Genomic DNA, 20,111 nt, shown 5'->3' with positions numbered 1-20,111 from the left:
AGGAGAAATCGGCATGAACAAATTGCTATCCTTATGTATGATTGTAAAAGACGAAGAAAAGACCCTCCGGAGGTGCCTAGACAGTGTTAAAGGCTTGGTTGATGAAATCATAGTGGTTGATACAGGCTCTACGGATAAAACGGTAGAGATTGCTTCCGAATTCACCAACCATGTCTATCCATTTCAGTGGATCAATGACTTTGCCGCGGCAAAGAACGAAGCGATAAGGAAATCCACTGCGAAATGGATCTTGGTACTGGATGCAGATGAGTATGTGCAATCCGACGAACATCAACGCCTCCGTGAGCACCTGCAAAATCTCAATTATGCGGAACCTCAAGGAATCATATTGCCGATCTTCAATTTTCTAGGCCATGTAAAAGATCGAAAGTTCATTGAGTCTACAGCCGTACGTTTGTTTACCAATCATCCAGACGTTTATTTTTATAGACCCATTCATGAACAAATAACATACCGGCATGGTGAAATAAAGTTAACCAATCACTATTTTAAAATATTTCACACGGGTTACACAGATGAAACAAGAGGAAGGAAAGATAAATCAACTCGAAATTTGTCTATTTTCGAATCTCTAAGCAATAAAACAGACTATGACTTCTTTACCCTTGGAAATGAATATATGATTCTTAAGGATTACAAAAAAGCGCTTTATTACTATGAACGTGCTTACAAAAAGGCAAAGAAAGATGAAGCCTGGTATCTCCATTGTGTAAACTCCACGATTAATGCTTATTTTCATTTGGATCGATACAAGGAAGCTAGTGAATTGATTGAGGAATCTATTCGAACCTGGCCTTATTATTCAGACTATTATTGCTATAGGGGGCTAGTTTTTTCCCACTTCGGTCTTTATGAGCAAGCGATTCACTCGTTTAACAAGGCTTTGGAATTAGGTGAAAATCCAGTTAGTAAAAACCAGCGTTTTTGGCTCATTAGTCCGACATATGGTAGCTCCCTACCTTATTCTAAACTTTCTAATATCTATATGCTTTTACGTGATATGCCCAAGGCTGTCTATTGTTTAACCAAACTGATGCAGCTCATACCTAATGACCGCTTGGTGCTATATCAACTGCTCATGATTTTGATATCGACGGATTCAGCCTCTTCTATCATAGAGTTTCTTAATAAAAAATATCCTGAGATGACTGCAGCCAACGCTTTGCTTCTATTTCAAATGGGACTACTAACAGGTAATAAAGAGATTGCTGATCATTATTACAGAGCATGTATGAACTTAAATCTAGAGATCTCTTCAATAAATAATATTCACTACGCATTGATTTCTAACGATCGTACTCTCTTTGATCTACATTTATCGAATCTAAATCATGCCAATGAACAGGAAGAAACTGATCTCGCTAAAACTTTATTATTAGCCGCAAGCATTTGGAAAGATACAAGCTATCTTAATAGAATTCCATACAACGAGGAAACAAATCTAACAAAAGTTACGATGAAATATATCCTCTCTGAATCATTAAATGATAGTGCAGAAATTGATTTATTAATGATTATCAAATTACTTATTGATCTGTTTAAAATGGGGCATTTTGAAGTATATGATTGGCTTATTAAGCAGTTACCTTTTCATCAAGACTCGATAGCCAATCTGCTCGGAGACTACTTCTACACGCAAAATCAAATCGATTTAGCCTTTGATTATTATTCGATGCTGCTGCAAAGAAACGCCCTTCAAGCTACAGGATATGAAAATATAGCAAGACTATATCTTCAACAAGGAGAGATAACGGAGGGTCTGAACTTTCTAAAAACCGCTTTAAAGATAAACCCTACTAATATCGTATCTTATACGTTATTTTTACAGTACAGCTCTGATACTCAGGAAAAAGCAAAATTTAAAGAACTAATGTATAACCAATTTCCTCAATACAGAGGACTTCCTTTTATTAAATCACTCTAAAAAAATAGGATCAGACCAATGAAGGTCTGATCCTATTTTTTGTTATCTATGAAGTAACCTTCTACTTGCGAATAAGCTTGCTGGTATCTGTGCTTCATCAAGGATCCGGCCTGTAGCTTATTTATTTCGGCCTTAATCATATTTTGTTCTAATTGAAGTCTTTTCTGTGTGGATTGCTCTAATTGCAAGCACTCTGCTATTATTGCCTTTGCTGAGACATCGGCATTTTGACCATTAAACCCAAGTTGATCCAATTGCTTTCTGAGCTCGTCTTGACTAGCTTGCAGTATCGTTAATTGATCCAAACTCTCCTCTTGATCAAAAGCAAGCAAAGAGATTTGTTTAGTAACGTCCAATAACTGTTCTAAAAGCTGTTTTTCATGCACCGAAACCATTACGACTGCACCTTCGCAGGAGACTTCAAAGATTTCATGGCTTTAACCCAAGTATCTCTGAGATCTGTCATCAACTCAATGCTTACTTGAAGGGCTTCTACATTGAGTTTAACATTGGCCTCAAATAATTTATCTTTCATAAAAACGTATAATGCATCGAGGTTTTTGGATATTTCATATTTTTTATCCAGTGTAGCAATTAATTCATCTATGATTCGGATTGCTTTTTTGATATAAACATTTTTCATTTCAAAATCTCTTTTTTGAATCCCGTCCAAGGCTTGCTTCATGAATTTGATACAACCATTATAGAGCATTAAGGTTAATTCCCACGGCGCCGCTGTTGTCACCTGCATTCGCAGGTAGGTTTCTTGTCCTTGCTGCTGGATCATTCGTGTTACCTCTTTTCATCTATAATTATGCCGCAGATATCCTGAAGCTTTGCAACGAGATCCAATAGTTTTTCAGGTGGGATTTCCCGGATAATTTCATTGGTTTCTTGGTTGAGCACTTTTACCATAATTTCGCCTGTTTTTTGATGAACACGATATTCAAATCTTTTTTCGACGCCTTGAAGAGCTTTATTTGCTTTTTGGATCGCCTTGACCACGGCTTCCTCAGAAATGGACAACTCAAACTTCTCTTTTTTCAATAACTCTGTTGCATTAGGCGAAACATTAGGCACGTAACCAATGCTACCATAGCTATCTATCTGAACTGCTGAGTCTGTCCCGTTTCTTACTGATCCTGTCATACCCGTCATGTTAGTCGAGGAAGGCATTGAGTTCATTTCCATAACATCCACCTCACCTTTACAAACAAGAAATTACATTCTTTGGGCTAACCATGAGCTTTGAGCATTGCTTTTTTGGATCGCTTTTTCCATTCGTGCAAACATGGCGTAATAGTTATCTTCTTTTTTCTTCATTTTGGCTTCCATATCTGTGATTTTGCGCTCAAAGGTCAACATTGAGGAGCCTAATGTCGTGTTGATATCATTTTCAACAGTTCCTGGCTTGCCTGCTTTTTCAGATAACTCATTGATGGATGAACCGATTTGTTCAAACATACGCTGAGCAATACCCTTTTGCTTGTATTTAGCCTGTTCGGATAAACTGGAGTCTGCAGGAAAATTCGTAAACATGGCGATCACTGAGTCCGGGTCGCTGGCCAAAGCTTGTTTAAGCTTGGTCTCGTCGATCGTTAACTTTGCCGAATCTTCCGGTTTATTGATGTTGTACGGCATCGTCGTAATACCAATTTTATAAAGAGCATTGTAATCTTGCGTAACCCCATCAACGGTTTCACTCGTCATTCTTCTTAAAGAACTCAATGCTTTAGAAACAATGCTATCTCTTCGAATGAGACCGCTCTTTGCTTTTTCTTCCCAAAGCTTGATGTCAGCCTCTTTCATGTCCTTCTTCTCATCGTCACTTAAAGGATCGTAGCCGCGATACTTGTCTTCATTCAAGCGTTTACCCATTAACTCTACGGTTTCGTTGTACTTCGAGACAAAATTTACAATTTTGTTAAAGAGGGCATCCGTATCTTTAGTGACCGAAATGTTAACGACTGTTGCAGGCGCCGTTGTTTGATTTAAGGTGTAAGTAATGCCGCCTTTGGTAAAGGTATTGGACTGTTCGTAGTGTTGAACACCGTCAATTTGAACACTTGCATCTTGTCCATAAACCGCGCTGCTGTCAGCAAATTTTAACCCGGCTAAAATGGAACTATTGGTTCCCGTTAAGTCTACCTTTGCAGCGCTCCCCGTTCCTTTGGATGTAAAAATAACTTTATCGCTTGCCACATCGTAACTCATCGCTACACCTGCAGCGGACGTATTAACTTTGGTCATGATATTAGATAACGAATCTCCCGGTCCGATAGCTACCGTTTTCCCATTAATGACCATATTTCCGGAGAATCCTATCGGAGCAGCGCTATCCAGTCTATTGGATCTTTGAGTTCCGGCTGCAAATCCAAGAGCTGTTAGTCCATTGTTGCCAGCCACATCTGATAATGTGACTTGTCCTGTACTATTGAATTTAAGCTGGTCGTTACCTGCTCCTGTTAAACTAACCGATACGGCAGCGCCAAAAGCGGCTGAAAGCTGCGTATTAATTTCATCTTTTAGAGTAGCAGGAGTATAGGAGGCATTGGGGGTTAGCGTGATCGTCTTCCTGACTCCATTAACGGTTATATCAAACTTATTATTGCTGGAATCGATCGAGGGCGTTCCGGATAAACTGCTTCCCGCAAGATCATTTGTTATTGCTGAACTGCTCGATTTAGTTGCTCCGCCCGCCAATCTATCAATAGTGATCGTATGATTCATAACATTCGCACTGCCATCCGACGATACCGTTACTGCGGTGTTCGAGGATGCTGCTTTAGTTGCCTTCCAATCACCGCTTAATTTCATATCATTGACGACAGATTTAAAACTGGAAAGCTTCGTATTAATTTCCCGATACAACCCCATCGTCCAAGATGTTTGGGTTTTCTTTTTAGTCATTTTGTTTAATGGCATCCGTTCCGCCTTCATCAGGTCGCTTACCATTTTGTCGATATCAAGTCCCGAGCTCATACCGGTAATTCTCATAGGCATAAAAAACGCCCCCCTTTTCCATAATAGTCTTTACTTCATTTATCGTAATTTTGGCAATAAAAATAAAGGGTTTTATAAAAATTTTAGTCTTTCCGTAGCAGGCTTGTATCCTTCAGAGGCTGAAGATAAATAGTATTCTCTGGCTTTAGCTGTATTACCGATAATTTCATAGTACACTCCTAGATTATAAGCGGCTTTATATGAGCCTACACCGGTAACGGAAGTATACTTTGTGCTCTCTCCAATGGCCATAGCTCTTTGAAAAGCAGGAGCAATTCGTTGAACATTTCCCGTATCCATCGCGAGCAAGCCTTGCAAAAAGGGAAGGTCCGGGAAATCGGGATAATCACCCTCGAAATTGATTAGCAATTGCTCCGCTTCTGAACTTCTCCCCGTCTCTTTTAAAGCATATCCCAACATAACCAATGCTACCGGAAAATACAACCGGTCCGCTTCACCGATATTTAAAGACTGCATTAAATACCTGATGGCCGAGGAATAATCGTTTTGCGAAAAATAAATCTTTCCCATTTGATAAATCATGTAACCATCATTCGGGTTCTCATCCAGATGCTTTTTATATAGAGGCAGATACCTGCTCATTTTATTCTTCCGATCGTAATGATCTTGCTCATAACCGTAGTGGGTAACGGTCAAATTCATTGGCTTAAACTCGGCTGGGGCATCCTTATAATAAATTTGCTCATGAACAATTCCATGAAACAAGTACATTCCGTCGTTAGGGTAAAAACGCACCATGCGATGTGTCTTGATCTCATCTTCCATCTCATTCTTAATAAAAACCGAGGCACACATTTTCGGGTATTGTAAAACAAATTGATTTATGATCTCGTTGGTATTTACAGGAAAAGTCTCGTCTGCGTCAAGTACTAAAATATAGTCTCCTGTAGCAAACGAGTGACAATAATTTCTTGCATCTGAAAAATTATCGTTCCAAGCATAACTCTTAACTATTGCCCCGCTGGACTGAGCAATTTGGATGGTTTGATCCGTTGAGCCCGTATCCAGTACAATGACCTCATAATAAGGAGGGATGCTGGCCAAAGCGTTTTTAATGCAATCCTGTTCATTTTTCACAATCATACAAACGCTTACTTTCATTTAGGAGCCTCCCGTATTTACTAATACAAAGAGCCCATTAATCCATAATGGGCTCTTTGTATTACATCTAAAACAATTAACGAAGCAATTGCAGTACGCCTTGAGGTGCTTGGTTCGCTTGAGCCAACATCGAGTTGGAAGCTTGTTGCAGGATGTTGAGCTTCGTGTAGTTCATCATTTCTTTTGCCATATCGGTATCGCGGATACGGGATTCTGCAGCTTGCAGGTTCTCGGTAGTGGTTCCCAAGTTGTTGTAAGTGTGCTCCAATTGGTTTTGAACAGCACCGAATGCGGAACGAGCGCTGTTTACTTTCAAGATATCAGTGTCAATTTTAACAAGTGCTGCACTTGCGTTTGCCATGCTGGTGAGATCGGCACCGTTGATGGAAAGACTTGCAACTTTGATATCTTGCAGCGAAACTGTTACAATGTCGCCAGCGTTATCGCCAATTTGAATAGTAACGTTTCCTGTGCTGTTCAGTACGCCGATACCGTTAAATTTCGTTTTTTGTGCAATGTTATCAATAGCGGAGCTCAAAGAGCTGAACTCTTGGTTGATAGCTGCCAAGTCGGAACCATTGTATGTACCGTTCGCCGCTTTTACAGCCAGCTCTTTCATGCGGGACAGCATGTCGGATACTTCGTTCATTGCACCTTCAGCCGTTTGTACAAGGGAGATACCGTCTTGAGAGTTGGCTTGCGCTTGGTTCAAAGATCTGATCTGCGTACGCATTTTTTCCGAGATAGAAAGACCTGCAGCATCGTCAGCAGCGCGGTTGATGCGGTAGCCGGAAGACAACTTCTCGCTGGATTTGCCTTGGGAGATGTTGTTCAAGCTCATGTTGCGGTGTGCGTTCATTGCGTTAAGATTGTGGTTGATAATCATGTGATTGTTCCTCCTTGAATTTTGAATTCATTCACATCCGTGTGAATATAGGGATTGTTCCCTACAATTAGTTATATCGGCACATAGACTTCAAATGTTAATAGCTTTTTTCAACTTTTTTCTGCCGATTTCATCATGTTCTTTAACTTGATTAAGTCTAGTTTTGCCGACAAGGCTTCCTGATTGCTTTGCTGAATCGCTTCAATTAATTCTTTTCGGTATATTTTAATGTCACTGGGGGCCTTAATACCTATTTTTACTTGATCCCCTTCGATAGCGGAGATTACAATTTCAATATTGTCATGAATCATAATCGACTGTCCTTTTTTTCGGGATAGGACCAACAATGCGATTCACCGCCTTTCTATTTATTCGATTTATCGAATAGAGGAGTTTTGATGTCATATTCATATTTGGGAGGCAGCACAATTTGTCGTCCGTTCAAGCTTTGAATATTAATAATAATTGGTGCCATTAAGTTCATGGTAGAGTTCTCAAACGGCTCTTTGACGGTAACGATACAAAGAACCAATGCTTCTTCTTCTGACGAAAGCGCAAGCTGATCGATATCATCTTGTGATAATTCAAAAGTATAATCTTTAAAATGCACGAACGGCACGCCAACGACAAATCCAATATTTTCGTCGTCCAAGCTTTGAAAATAAGCGAATTCCGTCCCCTCGATATGCTGCAGATCATATTGATTGTAGTTCTCGAAACCTAATATACTGCCGTTCAGATTGAATGCCTTTCCATTCAGTTGATCCAACATAGGAATGCTCCTTTCAAATATGCAAAGGCTATAGCATTATAGCTATAGCCTTTAATTGTTTTACTTATACCAATCGTACTCGCTTACCGTAATGTTAATAGATTGCATTTGCCTCATATAAATATCAACCTTGCCCGGGGTATAAGTGAACTCGGGCTTCGATACGGTATAGTTGATTTCCGGTTTATTCGCTTGAATATTAATTTGTGGAGAATTTGCTGTATAGTTAATTTTAACGTTCATAAAAGATGCCGGCCCTACATATTGAATTTCAGGTTTATCCTGTAAGGCTCCTTTGGCAATATCGGCAAAAGCATTGGACGGGTTTGTAATTTGCGCCATTCGCTTACCTTCTTCGACTTTTTTGGCCAATCCTTGCAGAAACACGGAGTCCATCTGGCTATAAATCATATTCAGCCAAGCCTGATGCCCGCCTTTAGCATAGGCCTGCCAAGCTTGCGACGAATCGATCTGAAGCTCGCCTTGCGGACTGTGAAACTCAAGCGTGGCCGGCTTTTGCTCTATCGTTTGCTGACCTGGAGAATTGTGCTCAATTTCCTGCTTCGCATTGTTCGTCTCCATGCCAATCTGGCCCAAGGTTTGTTCAATGGATAATCGAAGTAATCTCACCTAATCCCTCCTAGGATAAGGCATTTATCTCAAGTAATCAAGCAAGCTGGGCTGAATGATTTTTGCGCCGGAAGAAAGAGAGGCCTGATACACGTTCTCATCCCGCTGCATTCGAATCATCGTTTCCGCCATATCGGCATCTTCCGTTTTGGAACTCATACTCGTCAGATTCATCTCGAGGTCCTTCAAACGATTGTCCATAAGATCAATTCGATTCGCTCGAGCTCCCACTTCCGATCTGACTTGGGAAAACTTATCTTGGCGCACCTTTAGCTTTTCCATGAAATCTCGGGCCGTAGCCTGATCTCCATTCACAAAAGCATTTTGGATACCCTTCAGTACAGTAAACAAATTATCGGTTTCCGCACCTTCTCCAAACACTTCATTGCCGGTAATATTAATCGGAATCACTACGCCTGCAGAAAACTCATATTTAATCTGCGCCGTATCGGTAGATTCAGCCCCTGTCGTATACGGTTTTTTATCCGTAAACTGGCCGTTGAAAATGTATTTCCCGTTCATTTGGGAATTCCCCAAAGTTATAGCTTCATCGAACAAGGAACCGATTTCCTTGGCTATAGCGTTTAAAGCATCTTGAGGGTTTGTCCCGCTAACCCCTTTTACTGTCAATTCGCTTGCCCGTTGGATAATGTCATTGATTTGACCAAGAACCGAATCCGTATGATCGACCGAAGATTTAGCAAAATCAATGTTTTTTTGATATTGTTCGTTAATGGAGAGTTCGCTTCTATAACGCAATGCATAGGTAATACCTACTGGATCATCCGACGGCTTGTTCAATTTTCTGGCCGTGGTCAGTTCGTTTTCTGTATTACTCATTCTTTTCACATTATTGGACAGGTTGCGCAGAAGCTGGGACTGCATCATCCCTTGGGTGACTCTTAATGGCATTGAAAGCACCTCCTACTGATAAAATTGTTATCTACCCACAACACCCATGCTGTTTATCACTTTATCCAGCATTTCATCGAACGTTGTCATTGCTCTGGAAGCCGCGCCATAGGCATGCTGGAATTTGATCATATTGGACATTTCCTCATCGATAGATACTCCACTAACCGATTGTCTGCGGCTGTCTACTTGGTCCACCAATGCTTTCTGGTTTTCCAGCTGTCTCGTCGCTTCTTTAGACTGAACGCCGAGCTGTCCGACCGTGGACCTGAAATAGTCGTCTACCGTTCCTTCGGCTACTGTAGCCCCGTTACTTACAAATGTTAATTTTGTATCTTTCATCTGGGAGATGAGCAATGCTAACCCGTTATTTCCTTTAACAACCTTTTCCGAAGTACCCGATATTGCTGTGCGGAGCGAAGTGGCGATTTTATCCGGGTTGGTTGCAATAACAGGGTTAAGCTGAAAACTCTCCGCCGTTATAGTGGTAAAGCCGCTTTTTGCTGTAAAGAAATCGCCGCCTGCCTGAATCGGATCAGATAAGTTGTACCCGAGTTTGTGAAGACCGTTCAATCCGTTTACCTTAACTGTCAAATCGTCAGTAAGCGTACGGCTTGCTCCGGTATACTTGATATTGTTCAGAACCGTCCCTTCCGGCAATACGGAACCTTTAGGGATAGTGATTGTCATTTCACCGTTAGCTATCGTGTTAGCCAACGTATCTAATTGTCGTTGATAATCAGAGACATATCTTTCACGGGAAAGAAGCATCCCGTGAACCTCGCCGCTATTAAGAACACCGGAGTTATAAGCATCCGTTAATGCAGCGGCAGAAGTAGGAACTGCCGTTTGACCGTTCACCAAGTTTATCGTACCCATGTTAATATTATAGCCTTGGTCGGTATCTTGAACGGTAATGTTTACGATTTGCGATAATTGGTCAACTAATAAATCTCTCTGGTCACGTAAATCGTTGGCATCGTCACCTAAACCCTCGATTCTGAAAATCTCCGCGTTCAGATTCGCGATACCCGTAGTAATCGAGTTCAATTGAGTGGTCTTTACGTCTACATTATTAGTTAAGTCCGTGGAAAGGTCTCTGAGCTGCTTGCTCGTATAGTTAAATGCATCCGCCAAAGCCATTGCATTCTCGCGTACAATCTTGCGTCCGGTTACATTCTCGGGGTCTTTGCTTAAGTCGGACCAGGATTTCCAAAAATTGTCAATAACCGTGCGAATACCGGTACTGCTTGGCTCATTCATAATAGTTTCCAATTTCTCTAAAGTGTCCGCTTGAACGGTCCAAGTGCCCAACCCTTTGCTTTCATTTCGGAATTGATCGTCCAAAAACCTTTCCCTTACTCTTGTAATGGATGTGAATTCCACACCCGTACCAAGCTGGCCCGGTACGGCGGAATGCGACATGCCTACCGCTTCGATCGGTCGGGACGCGACCATATTCACGACTTGCCGAGAATATCCCGCCGTATTGGCATTCGCGATATTATGAGCCGTCGTTTGCAATGCCGCTTGTTGTGTAAACAGGCTCCGCTTGGCCGTTTCTATTCCATGGAAAGTTGACCTCATAACGTCACTCCTCTTTTCCTATGCTCTCGTATCAAACATGGTATTTCGACGAAGGTGTTGGTCCTGTTGTTGAGTTGGTTTGGAATAAAACATATCATTATCTGGAGGAGCTGCAATGATATCTATCGAATAATTAATAAACGCGAGCGACTGCTCGATCATCTGTTGATTTAACTGATTGTGCTCCCGCAGCTTTCGGATGGTAGCCAGCAACTGTTTCTGGGAATCGACCAAGATTCGCTTCTCCTCGGCATTAAAAATAATCTTGGTCAAGTCGCTGACCGTCACCCGCGGATTCGGTTTGTATCCTTTTTCAATCAAGAAATTACCGATCGCATCCACCCGCTGCTGGTCCAATTCCCCAATTCGCTTGAGCAGCTTGTTTTCTTTCGTTACAATTTGCGTCAGCTGCTCCACTTGATTGTGGATAAGCGCATGCTTTTTCTGCTCCGCCAGCTCCAACAAGGTGAGATGTATATCGTTCAGTTCGGACATGGTCTGCAACACGGCTTCAAAAGACATGGCTCTCCACCTTCAAAAAAGTTATTTCAAAAACGGGAAAATTTTCTCGGCCAGCTTGCGCGCATCGACAACATACGTCCCGGATTTTACGGATTGCTTGAGCTCTTCCAGTTTTTCGCGGCTGGCTCCTGCTGCCTCCGTTCCTAGAAGTTCTTTGGCTTCGCTGGAGATCTCAACTTGGTCTTTTTGCTTTTGCTTCTTCCCTGCGGCAAATGCCTGCTGCGCTTCCTGATTCTTCTTATATTGATTCACGGCACCTACCTGGTTCGTTCCATTAATTTTCATCAAACTCACCTCGATTAACTACATAATAAACCCACCGATTCAGCGTTATTACTTTTATCGGTGGGCGGATTTTAAAAGTTTAGATGTATTCGTTATTTTGTTCGATCCTGCAAGCGGTCTTTAATAAGAAACGAGGCATGCTTCTCTTGCTCGGTCTGCTGCTTTTTGCGCAGTTCGTCTTCGGCCATGTTTCGCGCTTCCTTCGTCAACCGCGACCGACAGGCATCGCACATGTTATGTTCGCGAATCTGCGCTCCGCAAACGTCGCATTCGTAAGCCATGTTCGGATTATTTTTAATTGAAATGCGTCCTTCGCGGATAAACTTCACGATTTGTTTGACCGGCACTTCGGTCGCATCGCTTAATTCTTGGATCGAGCAAGCACGGTTCTCACGCAAATATTTTAAACACGTCTCGTACTGCTTCTCCATTTCCCGAAGGCAGTTCGGACACAAACCGTAATTGTTTTTCATGTATATTTTTCCGCAGCGATCGCAGTTTGCTACATTCAGACTCATATTAATTCTACTCCTCTCAAGAGCAAGGCCTATTACTCCTAATATAGCTGAAATGATCGAAGTTTGCACTTCATTTTTTGTCGAAAATTGGACGTTTGCCGCAAACGAACTTATCTGGCCCAACTAATGCCGCACACCTCCAGAGGAAGGATCGTCTTTATTGCTCTTGAGCATTCGTTTAGCGTGCTTCCGGTCGTATACACGTCGTCGATCAAATAAACCCGTACCCGCCCTTGTCTGCATGCTGCCGCCACTTGGGAAGCAGCTCCCGGTTCCAGAGCAAACACGCCTTGGAGATCGTCCAAACGTTCCATTCTTCCTTTGAAGCTTTGTTTGTCCGTATGTCTCGTTCGCAGCAGCAGCGGAAGAACAGGCAAGCCCGTCAGCCTTCCCAGCTCGGAAGCCAGCTGTTCGGCCTGGTTGAAGCCGCGTTCGGCATATCGCTGCTCACTCAGGGGCACAAAAGAGATGAACTCGGAGGCAGGCTTCCCGAAGTTCGCGCCGCCGGACGGTCCTTGCAGATGCAGATGATAGGCGTGCAGCAGCATCGGGCCGAGTACGCTGCGCAGCGACTCTTGACCCCGGTACTTATATTGTCCGAGCCATTCCTTCATTCGTTCGTCATAACGAACAGCGCTGCGGTTCTGGTCATAGTACGTATCGGTTCGCCGGGGGCAGTCAGGACAAGCTTCGTAACGACCGCACTTGACGCAGCAGACTTCGTGGATCCACGGGATCGCTTCCCAGCAGCGCCGGCAAACCGGCAGCTTGCGGGTACCGTCGTTCGCCGCGCCGCAGGCGACGCAAGGCTCCATTTTGGAAGCTAGCAGTGATTCTGCCCCGCTCAGAAGCCGACGCATCCACCTTCCGGCTTGTTCGGTCCAGCTCATCGTACGCGCCCCCTTTTCAGTCGATATATCCTTTTTTACGTGCGATGACGTTCATTTCAGCAATTTGCCGCTTGGCATGCGCTTGTGAGCGTGTCTTTTCTTTGGCCGCAAAAAATACGCGTCCCCGTGGATCCTGTGCCGATCTTCCTGCCCGTCCCGCCATTTGCACCAGCGCCGCCGAATCGAACACCGGGGAATCGGCATCGATAATAAATACATCCGATTTCGGAATCGTTACTCCCCGCTCCAAGATGGTCGTGGTGACCAGCATCCGAATCGAAGTTGCGCGAAAATCGGTGACCTTTTGTGAGCGGTCGGCATCTTTGGAAGAAGTGCCTTGAACGTTGACAGAAGGAAACGATTGCCGAAGCAAAGCGACGAACGGCTCCACCATGGCGATTTTCGGGACAAAGACGAAGACTTGCGCTCCTCTCTCCAACGAGGAGGATAGGTGCCCCTTAAGCTTGCCGTTCAGCCCGTTCTGGGCCAGTATTTGCCGCAAAGGCGGGCACGCAAGAAGCGATGGCTCAGGCAGCGGGTGACGATGATATCTTGCCGCTACTCGGGCATGCGGCAGCCGATTGCGCTTTACAGCCCGTTGCAGCTCTTCTGGCGGCGTCGCTGAAAGCAAAATATATGCTCCACCTAAAGCGCATACCTGTTCGGCAGCATAGAGCAGCATCGGATTGTTATGGTACGGATACGCGTCGATTTCGTCGACAATGACCAGATCAAACGCTTGCCGAAATCGCATCAACTGATGCGTCGTTGCTAAGGTTAACTCCCCCTGCTCCCACCTCTGCTCGCTACCACCATATAACGTGACAACCTTCGTATGTGGAAAAGCTTTCTCCAGCCTTGGCTTCAGCTCCAAGACAACATCGCGGCGCGGAGTAGCAATGGCGACCCGGCCTCCCTTAGCCAACGTATATTGAACCATCGGAAAAATCATTTCCGTCTTCCCGGCGCCCGTTACTGCCCAAATTAGAAAGCGCGGCGCATGAGGGCCCTGTGCTTTTTCCCTTGAAAGGGACTTATTTGCTTTCAAAAATTGCAACGCCGAACCCGACGCTTCCGCCTGCACGTCACTAAGCCCCCACGATTGCAAGTAAATCTCCATGTCTTCATCCGCCGGCGACCCACTATTCATGTCAGGACTGCCGATCACCAGAACGATCGGGGTACAATACCGCGACCTTCCCATGGTCAAACAGGCTTCGCAATAAGCGCATGGTCCGCCGCAATCTGCACAATGTGTCCAACGAACCGGCGATGCCTCAATGCCCGCCTGTCCTCCGAACATTCCTTGGCTTCCGCAGCGCTTGCACTTCCCTTTCAATGCCTGGGGCAGCAAGGACCACCGCCTGCCTTCGCTTCGATCTAATTCCACCCCGGCTTCCAGTTCAACTCTGCCCTGAATCCAAGCGAGCTGTAGAAAGTATGCCGGCGATTCGGCAACGACTTGACTTCCTTCATGCTGCATTAGGCCCATAAACTCTTCCATAAGCAAGTACCGGCCTTTCAAGGATAGGCACATGGCATTGATCGTCCAATTCACGAAGTGTCTGGCCTCGTCGGACAGCCCCTCCGCCGTTCCGGCCCACTCCCACAGCTTCCAATCTGCTACGGCCTCCGGATGAAGGCCAATCTCACGTGCTGCTGTTCGTAAGCTTTCCAGCATATCTGACGAGGACGAGGATGCTTTCAGCTTGCGCTTAATTTCACAGGCTTGTCCGAACGATAAGGCGGGTTCCAGCACACGCAGCTTGAAGCGGCCACTGGCTTGATCCGTCCAGTAATCCCGGTCGGCCCGCATATCCAAGGAAACGTGCCAGGAACATCCTTCTGCTGTCATTGCGGCATATACGAAAGCTTTCATGAATCACCTGGTTCGAATTATTTTTATGCTTACATGTACTTGAAAGCGGTTTCTAAACCTTCGTTTTGGTTAAGCCGGACCACAACCACCTGTTCATCTGCATGCTTCAGGACCCATTCCTCCAAGTTCCGTTCCGCAATTGTACAGATGCTCAACTGATGCTCCAGACTTAACCTTCGGGCAATCGCAAGCGTATCGTCCGTCGAACCTTCATCCGCCAGCGTCACCGATATCGCCTTGCCCTTCATCCAAGAAAAAAAATACAGCGAGCGAAGATACCACTCCACCTGCAGCTGATTATTGTAGGTTTGCAGCACATAATGCGTTGTTCGGGACTTTCCGTATCGCCTCCACTGCCAATGGAGCCAATGGATGATGGCGACCCCTGCGGCGTAGCAACCGATTATCCAAGCCAAGCCTAACATCATAGCGGCTCCCTCCCTTAAGAGCAGTATATGCCAATTGAAGGGAGATGGTTCCTGCCATGCTTGAAGAAAGGACAGCAGCTATTGCGAACCGCTTACAGTGTCACCCAGCCATTTTTAATCGCGATAATAACCGCTTGTGTCCGGTCGTCAACTTCCATCTTCTGCAAAATGCTGCTGACATGATTTTTAACCGTTTTCTCACTAATATACAGAAACTCGCCGATCATTTTGTTGCTTTTGCCTTCGGCCATTAAGCGAAGCACTTCCGCTTCCCGGCGGGTCAGCGGGCTATTGTCCATATGCACGTATTTCACGCCTGCTTCTTTCGACGCCGCGCCGGAACCGGCTACGCCCTGCTCGTCCAAATATGTCATACGACGAAGCTGGTTGATGAGCTTTCCAGTCACTTTCGGATGAATGTAGGCATGTCCGGCCACGACCGAACGAATCGCGTTAATTAAAGATTCCGCTTCCATGTCTTTTAACAGATAACCGGAAGCCCCTTTACGAAGTGTCTCGAAGACGTAGCTCTCATCGTCATGAATCGAAAGAATAATCACTTTAATGTCCGGAAAAATATCCTTTAATTTCTCCGTCGCTACGACACCGTTCTCTATAGGCATGTTAATGTCCATCAAGACGATGTCCGGGTTCAAGGTATTACAGAGCTCCAGTACCTGAATGCCATCGCCGCATTCGCCGACGACTTCCAAGTCGCTCTCCATATTTAAAATTCGTTTGACCCCCTCGCGAAACAGCTGGTGATCATCTGCTAAAACCAGCTTAATCGGGCGTTTGGCGCTGCCCATAATGTCCATATTGATTACTCCTCCTTGGATTCTGACTTGATCGGGATGACCATGGATAGTTTTGTTCCCGCCCCTGGCGCCGATTCGATGTCCATTCGCCCCTCGAGCAGCTCTACGCGCTCACGCATGCCCATTAAGCCGTAATGACTGCCGCGTGCAATCTTCTTGTCGATATTGTCGGTGCTGAAACCAACGCCATTATCGGATACGGTTATTTTAATCATCTGCTGCTGGAACGTAAGCTCCAGTGAGACATGGGAGGCTTCCGCGTGCTTGAGGACGTTAGAGAACGCTTCCTGTACCAAGCGGTATACCGCGACTTCCATACCGGATGGCAGGCGGACTTCTTTTCCGACCAGTTCGATTTTGGTACGAATCTTCGTTCTCTCCTCGTAATCCTGCACAAACTTACGCAGAGTGGGGACTAATCCGAGGTCGTCAAGCGCCATGGGACGAAGATTGAAAATGATCTTGCGAACCTCTTCAATCCCGCCCCGGACACCCGTTTTCAAATCATTCAGTTCATCTTTTACGGCATTATAGGCCTGCTTGGCCAACATGCGTTCGGTAATTTCGGTGCGAAGGACCATGTTTGCCATGTTTTGCGCAAGGCCGTCGTGAATTTCCCGGGCAATTCTCTTTCGTTCCTCTTCCTGCGCCAAAATGATCTTAAGACCCAGCAGCTGCCGGTTTTTGGCCGATTCCAGAAGACGTGTCACTTGATTGAGATCGCCGGATAAGTACTCAAGCACTACATTGAATTGAGAGACTAAAGACTCTGCCCGCTCCAGCTGTTTGTCGACATTTTTCAACCGTTTCTGCAGGTCGTCCCGTCTTGCTTTCAAATGCAGTTCTTTTTCCCGGTGAATGGCGAGCTGGGCTTGCAGTTGGGTGGCCGCCTCGTAAGCCGCCCGAATATCTTCCTCATTGAAGCGCTTGAAATCGCGGCTCACTTCGGTCAAACGAACACGGGAGCGTCGATACTCCACCTCGAATCGGTCCACCGTATCGATCGTTCGGCTCGTTTCCTCAATCACCGACTGCAATTCCTTGTTCAGCGCTTCGCGCTCAGCCCGGACGCTCTCACAGATCTCAAAAATTTGGTACTTGCTGTTTTCCATGACATCAATGGCATTTCTGATGACGCGGTCAAAAACGTCGACTTGCATCCGGACAAAGCTCCTTCGCCATTTTTCTCGGACGTACTAGCAATATAGTACCATATTTTCGGAAGATTGTGAGAGCTTATAGTACTAATTATTGCAGGGTGATTTGCTGGGTTTTTCCATCCCAAGTCACTTTCCAGCCCAGGTTCTCGGACAAAATACGCAGAGGCACCATCGTCAAATCTTTCATAATGACCGGCGGAACTTCGGCCGTAATCCGCTGCCCGTTTACAATCAGGTCTTTGTTATCGATCCACAGATCGATCATTTTACCGCCGCGAAGGATCGTTACCTTGCGCTCCTTCTCGTCCCAGCTCACCTTTCCACCCAGAGCATCGGTCACAAAACGGATCGGGATGAGCGTGTTACCCTCTGTGATGACTGGCGCTTGTTCCAGCGTCATTTCTTTGCCGTTAACCGTCACAGCCTTTTTGTTGACTGTCAGCCGGACGGAATTATTCGATGGCTGCTGCACCGCGCCGCGGTACGTAAAAGTAATATCGTCGATGCCGATTTTCCCTTTGGCTGCCCGTTCGTCCTGGCCGATTTCCTCATTTACAACATAGATGCTCTTGACGCGAATCGGATAGCTCAGCTTCAAATCCGTCAGATCGGCAGTAATTTGCTTCCAGCCTTTCCAGTTAATATTTCTTGCGAAATCAACATAATGAATTTTACCGGCATTGTCAAGCAGCTCCGCACGCAGCCAGTTCAGGCTCTCGTCGCCGTTGACTCTCATTTTCATATATTGCGGCTCGCCCTCAATAAGAATGCGGGTATCCATCGTCGCATAAGCCCATTTGGTGCCTTTTCCTTGCGTGAAGTCGTAGACTAACTCCAAATATTTGTTGCCGTTCGCGTCAGGAACGGTGTAGACGGAAGCGGCCACTTCTTGCGGCTTCGCATCCGGCAGCGTCATCACAGACTCTTTGTCCAGATCATACCACACCTTGTCAATCCCGACAGGAATGCTCGTCGTCGTGCTGAAACCGTCGTATCGTGCGATCAACTGTGCACCCGTGCTTCCTGCTAAGCTTGTCACTTTCAGTACACCATTCGTAACTTCGCCTTGGATGCCAAGCACTTCCCATTGAATGAGCTCCGGCGGAATTTCTCTCGTCTTGCCAGACGACGTTGTCGCAACGACCGGCAGCTTGTACGTTTCGCCTTCGGACAGCGCGAGGTTATCAGCCGTAATTTTCATGCTGGTCAGCTGATTCCGGCCCACGACTTCGACATCCGCCGTTGAGGTGCCTTGACCCGATACCGCCGTGACTTTGCTTATTCCCGGTTGGTTTGGAGTAAATATGTTATCTTTGAACGTACCCTTATTGCCGGCTACGATCCATTGTGCCGTAATTTTATCGGTGTCGACCACTGGGTTGTAAAAGACGTCGTACGCTTTAAAACGAAGCGGAGCCTGCTCGCCGACAAACAGCACGCTTGGCGCCTGAATAAACAGTTCCTTCACTTCACCCTGCGGCGCGGTCGAGAATACCCCTACCCCGTTCACGACTTTCCGCTGAATTCCGGTTTCGGTCTTATTCACAAGCACCGGCGTCATTTCGCCCAGCGGCCGGGCTACCATCTGTGTGGAACCTCCTCCGTCAAGGTTAAGTCCTTTCCATACGCCTACTTGAATCATGAACTGCTGCAGCTCTTTCATCGATAAGCCTTTGCTGTCGCCGCTGTAGTCCGCTGTAATGACGTAGGCTGTCTTCTGGTCCTTGGAATAGCCGAGCGCCGTCCGCGAACGCGTGCAGCAAAGATCGTCCACCGGGCGCGAAAATTCCGATGGCTTGCCTTCATCCACCAAAATCGTGTGACCGCCGATCATCATTTTGAACGTACTCGCATCATACTTCTTGTTCGGGTCCTGAGGCAGGATCTGATAGTCTGCCTTCAGCGGATCGCCCACTTTGACATGTGCTCGGATAAAATCGGCAGCTTTGCCCGATGCGCGCAAAATATACCCGTCTTTCGGAGCAATCATTTTAATAATGCTGTTATCTGCAATTTCTTTAACGATACCGTTCTGCACCAAAATTTCCGTTGGAACGGTCACGCCGTCATTGGAACGGTCCACTTGTCCCCAAGCGTTCGTATACATGAACAAACCGTCGATATGACTGTGCTCGCCGCCGGGCTCGAACCAATAGTAGGTCTTGTTAATCCCGCCAAGCGCGTAGCTCTGTCCATCTTTTGCAATAATAGAGCCTTTAAACGTGAACAGGTCCACAATAGGCTTGTTGTCCTTGTCCAGCGCAAACGAATAGAAGCCCGGCAAATACGGCGGCGTTGCCATCAACTGCCCGTTGGCAATCTCCGGTCCCATCGGGACACCTTCCGCCTGGGTGTTATAAAAGTCGCCGTTTACCCCTGCGACAGCTTTCGTTTCCGTGGCCATACCCAGCACGCTTTGCTTGCGCGTAAACTGGTTCTCGGTCCCTGTCATGACATCCAGCTTGACATATGGGTTCGTCAAATCGACTTCTACGACATTCGCATTGACTTTGACGTCTTTTTTGCTTCTCGTGAACTGCCATACATATTTTTTCAACACGGCTCCGGTTGTCAAAATTTCTTGGCTTACGACTGTCGGAGCCGAATCCGCCGCTTCTGCCCTATACGGTACCGACCATGTAGACAGCAGCAACGACACGGCCAAAACGGCACCCGACAATTTTCGCCATTTCTTTTGCACAATCACGTTTCTGTTCTCCTCTCGTTTTCCACTCTCCTTTTATATAGACTCAA

General features: G+C 45.7%; 21 protein-coding genes. 1 reads left to right on the top strand and 20 read right to left on the bottom strand.

Features of this window, described 5'->3' with window-relative positions; genetic code table 11:
* Positions 1 to 13 precede the first annotated feature (13 nt).
* Positions 14 to 1,945: a TPR domain-containing glycosyltransferase gene (locus QMG93_RS23675; RefSeq protein ID WP_281940869.1), complete on the top strand. Its 1,932-nt coding sequence runs from the start codon at positions 14 to 16 to the stop codon at positions 1,943 to 1,945.
* A 32-nt stretch (positions 1,946 to 1,977) separates the two neighbouring features.
* Here QMG93_RS23675 and QMG93_RS23670 read toward each other — a convergent pair whose 3' ends face one another.
* The 20 genes from QMG93_RS23670 to QMG93_RS23575 all read right to left on the bottom strand — a co-directional run bounded on the left by QMG93_RS23670 (position 1,978) and on the right by QMG93_RS23575 (position 20,064).
* Positions 1,978 to 2,340, bottom strand: coding sequence for a hypothetical protein (locus QMG93_RS23670; protein ID WP_281940867.1), 363 nt, complete (start codon positions 2,338 to 2,340; stop codon positions 1,978 to 1,980).
* Positions 2,340 to 2,732 (bottom strand): flagellar export chaperone FliS, encoded by a 393-nt coding sequence (gene fliS / locus QMG93_RS23665; protein WP_216794207.1) that lies wholly within the window; start codon positions 2,730 to 2,732, stop codon positions 2,340 to 2,342. Before fliS ends, QMG93_RS23670 begins: the two co-directional genes overlap by 1 nt.
* Positions 2,733 to 2,737: 5 nt before the next feature.
* Positions 2,738 to 3,136: a flagellar protein FlaG gene (locus QMG93_RS23660; RefSeq protein ID WP_281940865.1), complete on the bottom strand. Its 399-nt coding sequence runs from the start codon at positions 3,134 to 3,136 to the stop codon at positions 2,738 to 2,740.
* 30 nt (positions 3,137 to 3,166) lie between these two features.
* The gene (gene fliD / locus QMG93_RS23655) at positions 3,167 to 4,948 is read right to left on the bottom strand and encodes a flagellar filament capping protein FliD (RefSeq protein ID WP_281940862.1); all 1,782 of its coding nucleotides are present in this window, start codon (positions 4,946 to 4,948) and stop codon (positions 3,167 to 3,169) included.
* A gap of 72 nt (positions 4,949 to 5,020) precedes the next feature.
* A complete protein-coding gene (locus tag QMG93_RS23650) occupies positions 5,021 to 6,070 on the bottom strand; it encodes a glycosyltransferase (protein ID WP_281940860.1) in 1,050 nt (349 codons plus the stop codon).
* Between the two features lie 76 nt (positions 6,071 to 6,146).
* The gene (locus QMG93_RS23645) at positions 6,147 to 6,956 is read right to left on the bottom strand and encodes a flagellin (RefSeq protein ID WP_216794203.1); all 810 of its coding nucleotides are present in this window, start codon (positions 6,954 to 6,956) and stop codon (positions 6,147 to 6,149) included.
* A 110-nt stretch (positions 6,957 to 7,066) separates the two neighbouring features.
* Complete coding sequence (gene csrA, locus QMG93_RS23640) at positions 7,067 to 7,300, bottom strand: carbon storage regulator CsrA (RefSeq protein ID WP_306665882.1); 234 nt, start codon at positions 7,298 to 7,300, stop codon at positions 7,067 to 7,069.
* 20 nt (positions 7,301 to 7,320) lie between these two features.
* Complete coding sequence (gene fliW, locus QMG93_RS23635) at positions 7,321 to 7,728, bottom strand: flagellar assembly protein FliW (RefSeq protein ID WP_281940857.1); 408 nt, start codon at positions 7,726 to 7,728, stop codon at positions 7,321 to 7,323.
* A gap of 60 nt (positions 7,729 to 7,788) precedes the next feature.
* Complete coding sequence (locus tag QMG93_RS23630; protein ID WP_281940856.1) at positions 7,789 to 8,358, bottom strand: DUF6470 family protein; 570 nt, start codon at positions 8,356 to 8,358, stop codon at positions 7,789 to 7,791.
* 24 nt (positions 8,359 to 8,382) lie between these two features.
* Positions 8,383 to 9,270, bottom strand: a complete 888-nt coding sequence (flgL, locus tag QMG93_RS23625; protein WP_216794196.1) for a flagellar hook-associated protein FlgL — start codon at positions 9,268 to 9,270, stop codon at positions 8,383 to 8,385.
* Positions 9,271 to 9,297: 27 nt separating this feature from the next.
* Positions 9,298 to 10,857, bottom strand: a complete 1,560-nt coding sequence (gene flgK / locus QMG93_RS23620) for a flagellar hook-associated protein FlgK (RefSeq protein WP_281940853.1) — start codon at positions 10,855 to 10,857, stop codon at positions 9,298 to 9,300.
* Between the two features lie 18 nt (positions 10,858 to 10,875).
* A complete protein-coding gene (locus QMG93_RS23615; RefSeq protein WP_281940851.1) occupies positions 10,876 to 11,379 on the bottom strand; it encodes a flagellar protein FlgN in 504 nt (167 codons plus the stop codon).
* Between the two features lie 21 nt (positions 11,380 to 11,400).
* A complete protein-coding gene (flgM, locus tag QMG93_RS23610) occupies positions 11,401 to 11,664 on the bottom strand; it encodes a flagellar biosynthesis anti-sigma factor FlgM (protein WP_216794194.1) in 264 nt (87 codons plus the stop codon).
* Between the two features lie 92 nt (positions 11,665 to 11,756).
* Complete coding sequence (locus QMG93_RS23605) at positions 11,757 to 12,182, bottom strand: flagellar protein (RefSeq protein WP_281940849.1); 426 nt, start codon at positions 12,180 to 12,182, stop codon at positions 11,757 to 11,759.
* A 110-nt stretch (positions 12,183 to 12,292) separates the two neighbouring features.
* The gene (locus QMG93_RS23600; RefSeq protein ID WP_281940847.1) at positions 12,293 to 13,072 is read right to left on the bottom strand and encodes a ComF family protein; all 780 of its coding nucleotides are present in this window, start codon (positions 13,070 to 13,072) and stop codon (positions 12,293 to 12,295) included.
* Positions 13,073 to 13,088: 16 nt separating this feature from the next.
* Complete coding sequence (locus QMG93_RS23595) at positions 13,089 to 14,951, bottom strand: DEAD/DEAH box helicase (RefSeq protein WP_281940844.1); 1,863 nt, start codon at positions 14,949 to 14,951, stop codon at positions 13,089 to 13,091.
* Positions 14,952 to 14,980: 29 nt separating this feature from the next.
* Positions 14,981 to 15,379: a hypothetical protein gene (locus QMG93_RS23590; protein WP_281940842.1), complete on the bottom strand. Its 399-nt coding sequence runs from the start codon at positions 15,377 to 15,379 to the stop codon at positions 14,981 to 14,983.
* Positions 15,380 to 15,471: 92 nt separating this feature from the next.
* Entirely contained in the window at positions 15,472 to 16,197 is a 726-nt protein-coding gene (locus QMG93_RS23585; RefSeq protein WP_010499452.1) for a response regulator, read from the bottom strand.
* A gap of 5 nt (positions 16,198 to 16,202) precedes the next feature.
* Positions 16,203 to 17,357 carry a sensor histidine kinase gene (locus tag QMG93_RS23580; protein WP_063183320.1) on the bottom strand — a complete coding sequence of 385 codons (1,155 nt, stop codon included), beginning with the start codon at positions 17,355 to 17,357 and terminating at the stop codon, positions 16,203 to 16,205.
* A gap of 88 nt (positions 17,358 to 17,445) precedes the next feature.
* Complete coding sequence (locus QMG93_RS23575; protein ID WP_281940839.1) at positions 17,446 to 20,064, bottom strand: stalk domain-containing protein; 2,619 nt, start codon at positions 20,062 to 20,064, stop codon at positions 17,446 to 17,448.
* Between the last annotated feature and the right edge of the window lie 47 nt (positions 20,065 to 20,111).

This window comes from Paenibacillus tyrphae, from assembly GCF_027925525.1.
Classification (GTDB): domain Bacteria; phylum Bacillota; class Bacilli; order Paenibacillales; family NBRC-103111; genus Paenibacillus_G; species Paenibacillus_G tyrfis_B.
This window is presented reverse-complemented; position numbering and strand designations above follow the sequence as displayed.

What these genes read in the sequence shown, in the direction of transcription:
- QMG93_RS23600 (WP_281940847.1), bottom strand. Translation starts at nt 13,072, where the DNA reads ATGAGCTGGACCGAACAAGCCGGAAGGTGGATGCGTCGGCTTCTGAGC.
- flgK (WP_281940853.1), bottom strand. Translation starts at nt 10,857, where the DNA reads ATGAGGTCAACTTTCCATGGAATAGAAACGGCCAAGCGGAGCCTGTTT.
- QMG93_RS23595 (WP_281940844.1), bottom strand. Translation starts at nt 14,951, where the DNA reads ATGAAAGCTTTCGTATATGCCGCAATGACAGCAGAAGGATGTTCCTGG.
- QMG93_RS23615 (WP_281940851.1), bottom strand. Translation starts at nt 11,379, where the DNA reads ATGTCTTTTGAAGCCGTGTTGCAGACCATGTCCGAACTGAACGATATA.
- QMG93_RS23605 (WP_281940849.1), bottom strand. Translation starts at nt 12,182, where the DNA reads ATGAGTCTGAATGTAGCAAACTGCGATCGCTGCGGAAAAATATACATG.
- QMG93_RS23580 (WP_063183320.1), bottom strand. Translation starts at nt 17,357, where the DNA reads ATGCAAGTCGACGTTTTTGACCGCGTCATCAGAAATGCCATTGATGTC.
- QMG93_RS23675 (WP_281940869.1), top strand. Translation starts at nt 14, where the DNA reads ATGAACAAATTGCTATCCTTATGTATGATTGTAAAAGACGAAGAAAAG.
- QMG93_RS23670 (WP_281940867.1), bottom strand. Translation starts at nt 2,340, where the DNA reads ATGGTTTCGGTGCATGAAAAACAGCTTTTAGAACAGTTATTGGACGTT.
- fliS (WP_216794207.1), bottom strand. Translation starts at nt 2,732, where the DNA reads ATGATCCAGCAGCAAGGACAAGAAACCTACCTGCGAATGCAGGTGACA.
- QMG93_RS23645 (WP_216794203.1), bottom strand. Translation starts at nt 6,956, where the DNA reads ATGATTATCAACCACAATCTTAACGCAATGAACGCACACCGCAACATG.
- flgL (WP_216794196.1), bottom strand. Translation starts at nt 9,270, where the DNA reads ATGCCATTAAGAGTCACCCAAGGGATGATGCAGTCCCAGCTTCTGCGC.
- QMG93_RS23590 (WP_281940842.1), bottom strand. Translation starts at nt 15,379, where the DNA reads ATGATGTTAGGCTTGGCTTGGATAATCGGTTGCTACGCCGCAGGGGTC.
- fliD (WP_281940862.1), bottom strand. Translation starts at nt 4,948, where the DNA reads ATGCCTATGAGAATTACCGGTATGAGCTCGGGACTTGATATCGACAAA.
- QMG93_RS23650 (WP_281940860.1), bottom strand. Translation starts at nt 6,070, where the DNA reads ATGAAAGTAAGCGTTTGTATGATTGTGAAAAATGAACAGGATTGCATT.
- QMG93_RS23585 (WP_010499452.1), bottom strand. Translation starts at nt 16,197, where the DNA reads ATGGACATTATGGGCAGCGCCAAACGCCCGATTAAGCTGGTTTTAGCA.
- QMG93_RS23660 (WP_281940865.1), bottom strand. Translation starts at nt 3,136, where the DNA reads ATGGAAATGAACTCAATGCCTTCCTCGACTAACATGACGGGTATGACA.
- flgM (WP_216794194.1), bottom strand. Translation starts at nt 11,664, where the DNA reads ATGAAAATTAATGGAACGAACCAGGTAGGTGCCGTGAATCAATATAAG.
- fliW (WP_281940857.1), bottom strand. Translation starts at nt 7,728, where the DNA reads ATGTTGGATCAACTGAATGGAAAGGCATTCAATCTGAACGGCAGTATA.